The sequence below is a fragment of the Shewanella mangrovisoli genome, assembly GCF_019457635.1.
GTDB lineage: Bacteria > Pseudomonadota > Gammaproteobacteria > Enterobacterales > Shewanellaceae > Shewanella > Shewanella mangrovisoli.
In genome coordinates this window covers 3,040,629-3,053,894 of record NZ_CP080412.1, presented here as the reverse complement: position 1 = coordinate 3,053,894, position 13,266 = coordinate 3,040,629, and the positions used below count along the sequence as shown (strand labels likewise).

The 13,266-nt window shown below is 47.3% G+C and carries 10 protein-coding genes; 4 read left to right on the top strand and 6 right to left on the bottom strand.

The window, feature by feature from the left end:
* Positions 1–207: 207 nt before the first annotated feature.
* The 3 genes from K0H60_RS13500 to K0H60_RS13490 are packed head-to-tail and all read right to left on the bottom strand — an operon-like array spanning position 208 to position 5,280.
* Positions 208–2,127: an OmcA/MtrC family decaheme c-type cytochrome gene (locus tag K0H60_RS13500; RefSeq protein ID WP_220056041.1), complete on the bottom strand. Its 1,920-nt coding sequence runs from the start codon at positions 2,125–2,127 to the stop codon at positions 208–210.
* 35 nt (positions 2,128–2,162) lie between these two features.
* Positions 2,163–4,301, bottom strand: a complete 2,139-nt coding sequence (locus tag K0H60_RS13495; protein ID WP_220056040.1) for an MtrB/PioB family decaheme-associated outer membrane protein — start codon at positions 4,299–4,301, stop codon at positions 2,163–2,165.
* Between the two features lie 13 nt (positions 4,302–4,314).
* Positions 4,315–5,280: a DmsE family decaheme c-type cytochrome gene (locus K0H60_RS13490; protein WP_011717557.1), complete on the bottom strand. Its 966-nt coding sequence runs from the start codon at positions 5,278–5,280 to the stop codon at positions 4,315–4,317.
* Between the two features lie 426 nt (positions 5,281–5,706).
* On the opposite strand from K0H60_RS13490, the gene K0H60_RS13485 reads away from it, so the two are divergent.
* From K0H60_RS13485 to glnS, 3 genes are all read left to right on the top strand, one after another.
* A complete protein-coding gene (locus tag K0H60_RS13485) occupies positions 5,707–5,946 on the top strand; it encodes a FeoA family protein (RefSeq protein ID WP_011623257.1) in 240 nt (79 codons plus the stop codon).
* Positions 5,939–8,233 (top strand): Fe(2+) transporter permease subunit FeoB, encoded by a 2,295-nt coding sequence (gene feoB, locus K0H60_RS13480; RefSeq protein ID WP_220056039.1) that lies wholly within the window; start codon positions 5,939–5,941, stop codon positions 8,231–8,233. Before K0H60_RS13485 ends, feoB begins: the two co-directional genes overlap by 8 nt.
* 183 nt (positions 8,234–8,416) lie before the next feature.
* Positions 8,417–10,087 (top strand): glutamine--tRNA ligase, encoded by a 1,671-nt coding sequence (glnS, locus tag K0H60_RS13475; protein WP_220056038.1) that lies wholly within the window; start codon positions 8,417–8,419, stop codon positions 10,085–10,087.
* Between the two features lie 207 nt (positions 10,088–10,294).
* Here the strand turns inward: glnS and K0H60_RS13470 are convergent, their stop codons facing one another.
* Positions 10,295–10,891 (bottom strand): Yip1 family protein, encoded by a 597-nt coding sequence (locus K0H60_RS13470; RefSeq protein ID WP_220056037.1) that lies wholly within the window; start codon positions 10,889–10,891, stop codon positions 10,295–10,297.
* Between the two features lie 279 nt (positions 10,892–11,170).
* On the opposite strand from K0H60_RS13470, the gene miaE reads away from it, so the two are divergent.
* On the top strand, positions 11,171–11,980 hold the full coding sequence (gene miaE, locus K0H60_RS13465; protein ID WP_220056036.1) for a tRNA isopentenyl-2-thiomethyl-A-37 hydroxylase MiaE: 810 nt from the start codon (positions 11,171–11,173) through the stop codon (positions 11,978–11,980).
* Between the two features lie 45 nt (positions 11,981–12,025).
* Here miaE and K0H60_RS13460 read toward each other — a convergent pair whose 3' ends face one another.
* Positions 12,026–12,745, bottom strand: coding sequence for a UDP-2,3-diacylglucosamine diphosphatase (locus K0H60_RS13460; RefSeq protein ID WP_220056035.1), 720 nt, complete (start codon positions 12,743–12,745; stop codon positions 12,026–12,028).
* A 9-nt stretch (positions 12,746–12,754) separates the two neighbouring features.
* A complete protein-coding gene (locus K0H60_RS13455; protein WP_220056034.1) occupies positions 12,755–13,246 on the bottom strand; it encodes a peptidylprolyl isomerase in 492 nt (163 codons plus the stop codon).
* Positions 13,247–13,266: the final 20 nt, after the last annotated feature.

The window sequence follows — 13,266 nt, the reverse complement described above, 5'->3', positions numbered from 1 at the left end:
TTAGCGAATAAGAATAAATCTCATTAACCGCATTTAATGTGTGGAATTAGATCCCACCTGTAAGGCTAACTAAGTCATTGGTATTTATCAGTCACTTTAAGCGGGTAATGTGATTGAGATCTGACTATTTCTTTAGAGGTAGATGACTGCATAGTATGAGTTCCTTTTATATCTGCAGTAGCAGGCCTTTCGGCCTGCATCATAGGGTTATTTAATAGGGTGGACTTTCAATACGTCAGCGACAGCGCCTTGTCCGTGGCAGAAAGCACAGGTTTCTGTGCCTGCGGTGGCATCGGCTTTTGTTCCCGCAAATACCGCACCTTGCTGCATCATATGGTTGTGGGTGGTATCACTTGAGTGACAGTTACTGCACACTGCGGCAATGGGACTCGTGAAGGTGCCGTTGTTCAGCGCAAGTGGTTGAACCGCCGCGTTTAAGGGCAGGGCAACCGTTGAGACTCCCGACGCATCCTTGATATGGCATTGAGCACAATTACCGATTTTGCCTGGGTAGTTGAGGTCCTCAAAACCAGCAAATTGGCTGGTATGTATCCCATGGATTAACTGCTTAAAGTCAAAGGAGGTAATGGAGGGATTTGCCGCCGTGGCGTCGGCCTGCATATTCGGGTTGTGGCAAAGTTGGCATTGGCCCGCTAAATCGTTACGTGCGCCATGAATATTCAGTTGTTGATCGCCGTGGCAGCTAGCACAGTTGGCATTGCTAATGACCTCGCGTTCGCCAGTGGCACTTAAGGCTGACATATCAAAGTAACTGTGGCTTGCCTTGATAACCAGAACTTCGGCAAGTTCAGTGCTGCAATCCACTAATACTTTGTCTTTGGCGCAAACTCGACCTTGAATTGCTAAGCCGCCGTGGTCCGCCTCAGTTCCGGCCGGAACCGTGAGACCCGAAATGGTATAAGTGTAAGTGCCGTTGCTGCCAGAGACTGGCGTGGACTCAGGCAAACGAATTGAACGCGCAGAGCGGGTACTGTAATCGAAACTGGTTCCCCAGTTAGCATAGACCCTTAGGTCACTGATAAATTTGAGCTTATCTGCACTATCACTGTATACAGTGCCAGTGGATGGATTACTTAGCGTCACGGCAACGGTCACTGTGCCATTGGCATCCATGCTTGCGCTGCTGATGCTAGGACTAAACTGGGCTAACGCGGCTGTTTGATCTTCATTACCGTGTACGCTGGCGGTCCAATCGGCATTATGGCAGGCAACGCAATTACTATTATCTGCTTGCGCAGGATGGCCTTGGCCCGCAGGGAAGTTAATTTGGGTATGGCAGGCACCACAGGCTTCCATAGTGGGTACTCTATGCCAGTTTTGACGTTCGGCTAAATCAGGGTTATCTATGTGGCAAGTCTGGCAATTACTGATGGATTGAGGGAATCCCGTTAAATGTTTGCTGTGGATCATTTGCGGGAAAATATCCGCAGGATTGCTGACTTTTTTACTGTTATGGCAAGTTACGCAGGTTTCAACTTGATTGTAGCGTCCACCATGGAACGCCAAATTACTGTGGCAACTATTACAGGTTTCAATGGTGACTAAGTTACGGGTGTAAGCTAGGGTATTACCCGAGGTTTGCCAATCGTAGTGTTGATTGGTCATGGGGAGCGCCGTGCCATCGGCTAATGCATCGCCGCCAAGTTTGATGACGACTCGCTGGGTCGCATCGTTAAGGAATGTCACACCATTCATGCCGTTAAATGTGGCGCTAAAACGATAACTGTAATGGCCGTTTTTATGGTCGACAAATGTGCCAGGGCAAGAAGCGGCGCACGTTTCAGAGGTAAAATGTTGCCACTCACTGCTATTGCCTGCACCTGTCGCGCCCTGAGGCAGTAATTGCGCCGCAATAAAGGTGGCCGAGGGAATACCGACTACGGCTTCATCGTCTTGGTTGCTCACCTGATAATCGACTTGGGCGATGCCGTCGGTCACGGCGACTTTATCGACCATGATGTTCAGGCTAGTGATCGTCATCGCGGGTGGTTTACCTGGCTCACCGGGTGAGCCATCGTTACCGTCACTGCCACCACATGCGGTAAGCAGGGTGGTTAAGGCCAGTAACAGACTGAATTGTGTGCTAAATCTTGCAAACTTGTTCATATTTCTATCCTTGGAATACGCTGTCAGTGCCTAAGTTACATTTGGTAGCTTAAGGTCAAACCTAAGTAATGAGCATTGTAGTCGTGGCTGATGTCGCCAAAACTGAGCACATTGGGGACTGTGTCCCAAGTGGTGTTCTGGTTTTGCCAGTTTGCATCTTGATATTTCTCGAACAACCAATCGAAGCGTAACGACATACTGTCGGCCAGCTTATATTTGGCATAGGCATTAATATTGTGCTTGCGGCTGTAATAGTCACCGTAGGGACTGTTGATACCGTAGGTGACTTCGGTGTCGCTTTGGCCGTCGGAGTAGCTGTAGTCCAAGCCCAGATCTAAACGATTATCCAACAGGTTTTGATAGGCGATACCCGCTCCAATCAGGGTCGATTTCTCTTCAGATGTGCTGTACCAATCTGGGGTTGAGAAACGATTGCTTCCAGCCTGATCGGAATCGCGCCAGTCTTGGTTGAGATATGCGTTGACACTTAAATTATCGCTAATCAAATACTGTGCTGAAACGTCATAGCCAAGGTAAGAGACTTGGGTGAGTCCGACTAATGTGTGGTCATAGTCATCGTCGATGCTGTGTAAACTCGCTCCCACAGATAAGCCGATATCACTTTGATAATCTGTGTGTAGGGTGATTTTTTGACGTTTCCTGTCCGCGAGGTAGGATTTGCGCAACCAAGGGTTGCTCGGACTTTGGGTGCTGGTCACTGGATCGTATTCACTGCCATTGCGGTCTAATGCTTCTCCCTTTAACCAAGCAGACCAAGCAGGTGAATAACGGTAGCTAAGTTTGGCAAACAGCCCCGATTCGTCAACGGATTGCCTGTCTAGTTCAGAATAGATAACTTCATCACGGCTATATCCCGCTTCAGCATAGACTGACGGGGTTAAGCGGTATTTGCCTTTAAGGTCGAATTGTTTGCTGCGTTTATCGTAGAGGCGGTTTTGTTCTGCACCTTGATGAAAACTGTCGGTCGCGACCTGTGGGAAATCCAGTTGAGCCGTCTTGTTTTCCCTGTCTTGATAGTTATAACTGGCTTGAACACTCAAATCCTGTGTGATGCGGCCTGAATACTTAAGCACCATATCTAGGATGTCCACTTGGGCATCCAGATTATCGGTTGGCAGTACAGGGGAGGGGCCATTAATGGTAGCAGGAAGAAAAGCTTCATCCTGCGACATTTTGCTGATACCCGCGTGCATTAGGATGTTATGGCCATTTTGGCCACCACTGGCCTCGGCGGCGATCCGATAGGCCTTGTTATCTGGGTCAACAGCATTTTGCCCAAAGTAGGCTGCACCAAAGGTGGGCGTATAGGCCGATTGCCATAGCAGCGCCTGATGGTCATTCTTGTATTGGCTTATCTGGCTGTTTATGCCCGCTTGCCAGCCTGCGCCGCCAAAATAGACTCTGGCATCGATTTCATCTGTGCTGTCATCGATTGGCTGCGCCAACATCACACTGTTAGTGAGAATATTTGCGCTGGTCTTTTTCGCGCCGCTGCGGTTTTCATGCTGGTAGTTTACCGAGGCTTTGTAGCGACTGCTCGATGAGATATGGCCAGCATAATAACCGCCGAGGTTGAATCTATCCCGCGTAATGCTTAAGTCCTGCTCGATTAAACTCGATTGCAGTAACGGCATGGATTGGGTCGTTGCTCCCTCTACCCAATTTTCAGGCAAGAGCATTTTATCGTTATCGGTGAGATAAGGGCTTTTTAGCTGATTGTATTGGTAATTTGCGAGCCCTTTATAACCCAATTGGATTTGATAGTGCCCGGGTTGACCTGTGGTGAGCTGGGCAGAACCCGTGTCAAATCCCAGTTTATCGGCCTCAAGCCTAGTTTGGTAACCACTCTCAGCTTGGTATTGCATATCGGCGCCCACGGCACCGACCAAGCCATCCTTATCCGTGCCAGTTCGATTACCAAAACGGCTGTCTTCGCCGTCATTGTAGGCGAGCGTGGCGCTGACGTTGCCTTGGCGCCCCGTCTTGGTCTGGCATTGCTTACAGCTCCAAGCCTCACTTTTTATGCCACTACGATTCGCTTTTTGGATTTCATATCCTTCAGCATGGGCCGTGTTGAGGACGCCACTAATAGCCCAAGCCAGTAATGTGAGTGAGAAACAAGCTTTAGGAGTCGATATGTTCATTATTTGCATGATCATTCCCTTGTTATCTCTGGAGTAACTTGCCGGATGGATGGTTTGAACCATGCACTTGTCCATGGCAATTCATACAGGAATTACCCGAGGTGAAGGCGTTGGTTTGATTACCAAAGTAAGCATTACTGCTGTGGCCATCGGAGGCGTGGCACTGTTGGCATAACTGTGGCGGTTTGCTAATGAGCATGGATTCGTTGACGCTGCCGTGGGGGTTATGGCAGTTCGCGCAATTATCGGTGACTGGCGCATGTTCCCACAATTTAGGACCGCGTTTTTCTGCGTGGCAGCTGTAACAGTTTTCGTTGACGCTCATTTGTTTGAGACTGGCATCATTTAAACTGCCATGGGGATTGTGGCAATCGCTACAGACCATTTGTTGCCATTGCAGTGGATGGGATGAACGTTTGTGCATATCCGCTTTTTGCTGGGTATGGCATTGAGTACAAATCGCCACTTCGTTGGCTTTGTCGCTGATAGGGTCTTTTGCTACGTGTACTTGGTGGCAACTACTGCAGGGGATATCGGCATTATCATGGTGATTGCCTTTCCACGCGATGCGTTGATCGTCGTTATGGCAACTCATGCAGACACTGTTTTGTTTTTGCGCGGGAACGGGGGAATTCTGGCCGAAGGTGATCATCGGCTCTTTGCCGCCCTTATTATGATTACCGAGCGGGCCGTGGCAAGCCTCACACTGTAAGTCGGCCATGGGGGAATCTTTGATATTGGGATTACCATGTACGCCATCAAAAATAGCCATTACAGTGGCACTTTTCTTATGGCACATCAGGCAAGTGTCAGCCCCTTTAGCCGAGTACTTACCTTCGGCAAATTTTTTGTCCAAAGTCGCGACGACCTCCTCAGGGGGCTTGTCATCCCAAGGTGTCGCTAACGTTGAAAGGCTGAGTATCGATAACATCACAGCAAGCATAACCTGAGTTATGCTTTTGAACTTTAACCCAATATCCATGTTCATCTATTCCCGAGTGCGTTTTATTTGTTATTTTTCAAGCTTTCGACATCGCTAATTTAGCTGATTAATACTAGAACAAATTTGCGACAATCGCGTAACATTTTTGTGGGCATTGACAGTAAAGAAGGATGATTTTGCTCGTGATAAATAACGAAGTGTGATCTTGTTCTCACTTTGGTTTGTGGGGCACTCGTTTACAGCTCGTTGACTTTTACTCTAACTTGCACAGCGTGATGTACCTTTATGGGGATTTTTATTTTTGGTCAGGCGTTTATTCATTGAGATTTTTGTCACATAATACTCAACACAATTGAAAACTATTATCGTTACCAGTCATAAAGCTTGATCTAGGTAAAGTTATTAGAGCCATCGCTCAGATACAATGGGCGCAGTTTTTCAAGCTGAAGCTGTTACAAGGTGAAATAGGTAATGAAGTTAAGCGAACTCAGTCCCGGTGACCGTGGCATTATTTCTGAAATCGGGCGATTAGATCTGCCGCAGACAGTGAAGCGTAAATTATTATCCATGGGTATCACCCCAAATACACGATTTTCGTTGATCCGCAGAGCGCCAATGGGCTCTGGTTTAGAGTTGGATATTCGTGGCAGTAAGCTTTGTATGCGCAGAGATCTGGCAGACATCATAGAGGTGGAAAAGGCGAATGACTAAGCAGTTTCATTGCGTCACTGTTGGTAACCCAAACGCGGGAAAATCAACACTCTTTAACGCGCTAACGGGCGCGAATCAACAAGTAGGCAACTGGTCCGGTGTGACCGTCGAGAAAAAAACCGGTCATTTTACCCTTAATGGCGCCGATGTTTACTTAACCGACTTACCCGGCATTTACGATTTACTCCCTGCGGGTAACAGTTGTGATTGTTCCCTCGATGAGCAGATTGCTCAGCAGTACCTCGCCGAACAACGTGTCGATGGCATCATCAACTTAGTCGATGCGACCAATATCGAGCGTCACCTCTATTTGACGGCACAGCTTCGCGAGCTGTCTATTCCTATGGTGGTGGTATTGAATAAAATCGATGCTGCCATCAAGCGTGGGATCCGTGTTGATTTAAAGAAAATGAGCCAAGAGTTAGGTTGCCCTGTGATTGGCGTGTGTTCTCGCGACCCTGCCGATGTGGCCAAAGTGCAAGCGCAGGTATTGGACTTACTCCAAGGCCGCGTATCAGAAGCACCTTTAATACTCGATTACGACGAACAAATTGAAGCGGGCGTGCAACTCCTTTGCAGTAAAGATCCCAACTTAAGCCGTGGTCGCGCCTTGGCGATGTTAGGTAATGGTTCTGGTTGTGGCAGTTGTAAAAATGCTGAACTGCAGGATGAAGTGAATACTTGCACCCAGCAAATTGCGCAGCAAGGGCATGATATCGAAGTACTGGTCGCAACGACACGTTTTAACTTTGTCGAGCGTGTATTCCAAGGTTCAGTGAAAGCAGATGGCTTCCTAACACTGAGCGATAAACTTGATAAATTAGTCTTACATCCCGTACTTGGCATTCCGGTGTTCTTATTTGTCATGTATCTGATGTTTATGTTCAGCATCAACATTGGCAGTGCATTTATCGATTTCTTCGATGTGTTTGTCGGTGCTTTACTGGTCGATCATTTTGGCGCATTGCTTGGTAATATCGGCGCACCGGCATGGCTTGTGACGATTCTCGCGGGTGGTGTCGGTCAAGGTATTCAAACCGTATCAACCTTTATTCCGGTTATCGCAGCGCTATTCCTCGGTTTATCCATTCTTGAAAGCTCAGGCTATATGGCCCGCGCCGCCTTCGTGGTGGATGGCTTAATGCGCCGTATTGGCTTGCCGGGCAAAGCCTTCGTGCCCATGATTGTGGGCTTTGGGTGTTCGGTGCCAGCCATTATGGCGACTCGTACCTTAGGCAGTGAGCGTGAGCGTATCGTGACAGGTATGATGGCTCCCTTTATGTCCTGCGGTGCGCGTCTACCTGTGTATGCGCTATTTGCGGCGGCCTTCTTCCCTGATTCTGGTCAAAACCTAGTGTTTTTACTGTATGTGATTGGGATTTTTGCGGCGATTGGTACTGGATTATTACTGCGCAGCACCTTATTACCCGGTACCAGCAGTGCGGTGGTGATGGAGCTGCCAAGCTATGAACTGCCTAAATTTAAAGCCGTGATGGTGCGAACTGGTAAGCGGACTAAGAGCTTTATCTTAGGTGCGGGTAAAACTATCGTACTTGTAGTGACACTGCTGAACTTTATCAATGCGATTGGGGTTGATGGCACTTTTGGCCATGAAGATAGCCAAGCGTCACTCTTAAGTGTGGCGAGCCAAAAAGTCACCCCTATCTTTGCCCCTATGGGGATTGAGCAAGATAACTGGCCTGCGACTGTGGGTATTATCACGGGGATTTTCGCTAAAGAAGCGGTAGTCGGCACACTCAACAGCTTGTATACCAATGCAGCCCATGACGATGGCGAATTAACACCATTGGCTGATAGTTTCAGCGAAGCATTGGCGACGATTCCTGCTAACTTATTCGGTTTGGATTTAGAAGATCCGCTTAAGTTATCTGTGGGTGATGTCTCGAGTACCGATGTTGCCGCAGAGGCGCAAGGTGTCGCAACATCAACCTTTAGTGCCTTGCAGTCAGGCTTTACCACTAAGGTCGCGGCGTTTGCTTATCTGCTGTTTATCTTACTCTATACACCCTGTGTCGCCGCGATGGGCGCCTTAGTGAATGAGTTTGGTACTCGCTGGGCAACCTTTGCTGCCACTTGGACATTCTCACTGGCCTACGGCAGTGCAACCATTGCTTACCAAGCGGCGACCTTTAGTGTGCATCCACTGCAATCGAGTCTGTGGATTGGTTTCTTCCTCGTGGCGCTCGTGGTGTTCTACCTGTGGCTCAAACGTAAGGGCCGTAGAACCCAACAGATCATTCCAGGCGTTAGGATCATTACCGAGTAACCGCTGAGTAATAAATGTCAGCTTAGTAATGACAAAGATAAAAGCAGCTTTCATGGCTGCTTTTATTGTTTTACTATCCATGCCATAAACCATAGTTTTTTATACTGGGCATTGTAACTGGCCGAGATCTGTAGGATCATGCGGGTTTTGTTAAAATTGCCATTGTTCGCAAAGAGGAATTCCATGAGTCATGTGGACACTGAAGTACGTCCGAGTAACTTTATCCGTAATATCATTGATGAGGATCTGAAAAGCGGTAAGCACACCAGTGTGCAGACGCGTTTTCCTCCCGAGCCAAATGGTTATCTGCATATTGGTCATGCTAAGTCTATCTGTTTGAACTTCGGCATTGCGCGCGATTACCAGGGCCTTTGTAATTTACGTTTTGATGATACCAATCCTGAAAAAGAAGACATTGATTATGTTAATTCTATTCAGGCGGATGTGCGTTGGTTGGGATTCCAGTGGGATGGTGAAGTCCGTTATTCCTCTAACTATTTCGACCAATTACACCAATACGCGGTTGAGTTGATCAACAAGGGCTTAGCTTATGTGTGTTTCCTCAATGCCGATGAAACCCGCGAATACCGTGGTACCTTAAAAGAGCCGGGTAAAAACAGCCCGTACCGTGACACTTCCGTTGAAGAAAACCTGCAATTATTTGAAAAAATGCGTAAGGGTGAATTCAAAGAAGGTGAGTGTGCATTGCGTGCCAAAATCGACATGGCATCGCCTTTCATGTGTATGCGCGATCCGGTGATTTACCGTATTCGTTTTGCTCACCATCATCAAACAGGTGACAAGTGGTGCATTTATCCAATGTACGACTTCACTCACTGTATTTCCGATGCGCTGGAGCACATTACTCACTCGTTATGTACGCTTGAGTTCCAAGACAACCGTCGTCTTTACGATTGGGTTCTCGACAATTTAGATGATTTCCAAGCGCCCAACCGTACTCGTCAGTACGAGTTTTCTCGCTTAAATCTTGAATATACGCTGATGTCTAAGCGTAAATTAAATGACTTAGTGACGCGTAAGTTAGTCTCTGGATGGGATGACCCACGTATGCCAACAATTGCTGGCCTGCGTCGTCGTGGTTATACCCCAGCGTCTATCCGCGAGTTTTGCCAACGTATTGGTATCACTAAGCAAGAAAACATGATTGAAGCGGCAATGCTCGATGCCTGCATCCGTGAAGAGCTTAACGAGCATGCGCCACGTGCGATGGCCGTACTGCGTCCATTAAAAGTCGTGATTGAGAACTACCCAGAAGGTCAAATCGAGACGATTCAAGCTGCTTCTCACCCAAGCGATGAAAGCATGGGTACACGCGAACTTGCCTTTGGCCGCGAACTGTATATCGATGTGGCGGATTTCAGAGAAGAAGCCAATAAGCAGTACAAGCGTCTAGTGATGGGCAAAGAAGTGCGCCTACGTAATGCTTATGTGATTAAGGCTGAGCGTTGTGACAAAGACAGCGAAGGCAATATCACCACGGTTTACTGCAGCTACGATGCGGATACCTTGGGTAAAAACCCTGCCGATGGTCGCAAGATAAAAGGCGTAATCCATTGGGTTGAAGCCACTACGGCCAAACCAGCTGAATTCCGTTTATACCAACGCTTGTTCACGGATCCAAATCCTGCAGCAGCAGAGACAGTGGATGAAGTGCTTAACCCTAATTCACTTGAAGTGGTTAATGGTTTAGTTGAAGCAAGCCTTGCTAATGCGCCAGTGGAAAAAGCATACCAGTTTGAGCGTGAAGGTTATTTCTGTGCTGACAATAAAGACTCGTCAGCTGAGCATTTAGTCTTTAACCTAACAGTTGCACTGCGTGACTCGTTTGAATAGCAAGTTGTTGGCCGCGATAATCGCTGCCGCACTATGATGCATTGCTGTTGCTAGTTACAAACTGCATTAACAAATAAAACGGCCCTTAGTGATATAAAACCTAAGGGCCTTTGCTTTTTTACATCTTTTAGATTTAACAATTTTTATCAGCTGTTATCGCTACTTTTCAGCCACCTGTTGCTTGTTGATTAAACGTCTACTGATACCTTATTGGTACATAGGACCAAAGCCAATGCTCCAGAGGATAACGCTGGTGGCCATTAAACCGACCAAGAGCACTAAACCGGCGGTGACCATAGAGCTGGCGTAAATAAAGCCTTTCTCTTCAGGGATATTCATAATGATGGGCACACCTGCGTACAGCAGATAAACCGAGTAGGCTAAGCCAACCAACCCAACAATCATAATAAACCAGAGTACCGGGTAGAGGGCTGCCAGACCGACCATAAACAGCGGTGTTGCAGTGTAGGATGCAAGTTCTAATGCTTGGGTGAAAGTTGGCTGGGCATCGAAGGTTTTTGCCATCCAGTAGGCTAAATAGGCGAGGGCAAAGACGCCCACAATCAGACCAAAGTACATTCCCACAGACATAAACATGGCGCTTTGTGGTGTGAGATAAATCGGATCACCCGAACCCGGATTCCAACCAATATATGCGGTGGCGATAAAGCTACAGACAGCCGGAATGAGTGCGATGAGAATAACGTGACTTAAACTACTTTTGAGTGCCTCGTGATTCTTCTCAATCGCGTGCCACTCTTGTTTTGGATGAGTGTATAACCCCATTAAGTGATTCAGTATCATTATAATTATCCTTGTTCAGCATTGATGATGGCTCGCCAAACGTCAGACGAGCTGACAACAGCTCTACAATCAGGGTTAAACGCTCTCCTATCCCTCAACGCCCGACTGTGTACACTCCGAATTGAGACGCTATGTGATCAGGATCTCAGTTCTTAAGGTGTAGATTATTTATTGAACAAAAAGTTCATCTCGTCAAGTTTACTGCGGTGTAAAGCTATAGCTTGTCGATAATTACGCGTAAAATATGACGATATTTTTTTAATGATTTTGAGTGATCCCATGCAGCAATTACTGGCACCTGTTCATGCGTTTCTTCGTTGTGAAACGCCGCAAACTTGGATTGATATGGCAAGAGCCTCTCCCTCGTTAGATGAACTCTTAATCGACCATTGTAATTGTGAGCTAAAAGCGGCGCAGACTGCGATGTTCTTGTTGAGGCGATACGCCTTGGATAAAGACAGCGGGCAATCGCTATTGGCGTGGGCAAAACCCTATGAGGAATTTGTTTATCACAAGGATCGCGATATCGAGCAGTTTTTGGCTCGCGATGTCAAAAAGAACGAGCTGGTTGCCAATCTACAGCCGAATCAACATTTTGCCTTTGCTCAGGATCTTATCCCGCCACTGATCCGGTTGATAAAAGAAGAATTCCATCATTTTGAGCAAGTGCTGGAGCTGATGCACGCACGGCATATTCCGTATCGCAATATTCGTGCGGGACGTTACGCAAAGGGCATGATGAGCCATGTGACCACCCATGAGAAGGATATTCTGCGAGATAAGTTGATTGTGGGTGCGTATATTGAGGCGCGCTCTTGTGAGCGCTTTGCCAAATTAGCGCCTTACTTGGATGCGGAGTTAAGTAAGTTTTATGTGTCCTTACTGCGCTCTGAGGCGCGTCATTTTGAGGATTATCTTAAGCTGGCGCAGCTGGTTTCAACGGAAGATATTACCGAGCGGGTCGCTTATTTTGGCGAGAGGGAAGCCGAATTGATTATGGCGCCCGATGACGAGTTTCATTTCCACAGTGGTCAACCCTTAGTGCCTAGTGGAAATATAAATAGTGGCCTCAACCATATTCAGGTATGAGGCCTAAGCGCTTCGATGCGCTAATGGTGCAGACGCTAAAGTTTCTTAGCTGGCGTCGAAGGGCAGGCTTTTTAACTCCACGCCGTCGGCGCTGACCACCAACACACTGCCTTGCTCGTACCAATCACCGACCACAATACGTTTACAGCCATGAGTTAAGTTGTGGATGGCGGGTCTGTGGGTATGACCGTGGATCATCTGTTTGCAGTGGCTCTGGGCAAATAACGCATCCACCGCACTCGGTTCCACATCCATGATGACATAGCTTTTTTGTTGATTGCTGCTCTGACTATTGCTACGGATCTTATTGGCAATCGCTTGACGTTTTTTCTTCGGCAAACAGCTATAAAGCCAACGGGCGAAGGCAAAATTGCGTAATTTGCGAAAGCGTTGATAGGCTTTATCTAAGGTGCACAAGCTATCGCCATGTAAGATAACCGTATTCACACCATAGAGATCTAAACAAGTGACTTCGGGCAACATTTGCATGCCCGCAGCATCGGCAAATTGTTTGCCTAACATAAAGTCACGATTACCGTGAATAAAGTAGATGGGCAATCTTTGGGAAACTTGCTTGAGCTTGCGCGCTAATTCGAGAGCAAAAGGCGCGGCTAAATCGTCGCCGACCCATACCTCAAATAAATCCCCCAGAATATAGAGGGCATCGGCATCATCAAGTTCTGTATCGAGGAAACGATTAAAGGCTTGGGTGATATCGAGGCGATCGGCACTTAAGTGCAGATCGCCAATAAATAAGGTCCGCATCCTAGGGAATTAGGCCGCACTGACTTTTTCAATCACAACCGCTTCTAATGGCACATCTTGGTGCATGCCACGGTTACCAGTGCTGACAGCTTTGATTTTTTCAACGATGTCCATGCCTTCAACAACTTCACCAAATACGCAGTAACCCCAGCCTTGCATGCTTTCAGATTTGAAATCGAGGAAGGTGTTATCGTTGACGTTGATGAAGAATTGAGCCGTCGCTGAGTGTGGATCAGAAGTACGCGCCATCGCGATAGTACCAGTACGGTTTGATAAACCGTTGTTGGCTTCGTTTTTCACTGGCTCATGGCAACGTTTTTGGCTCATTTCAGCGCTAAAGCCACCACCTTGGATCATAAAGCCGTCAATTACACGGTGGAAAATGGTGCCGTCGAAGAAACCTTCGTCAACATATTTCATAAAGTTTGCCACGGTCAGCGGTGCTTTTTCGGCGTTCAGTTGCAGTTTAATGTCGCCAAAATTAGTGTGTAATGTGATCATGTTTTCATACTCTCAGTAAA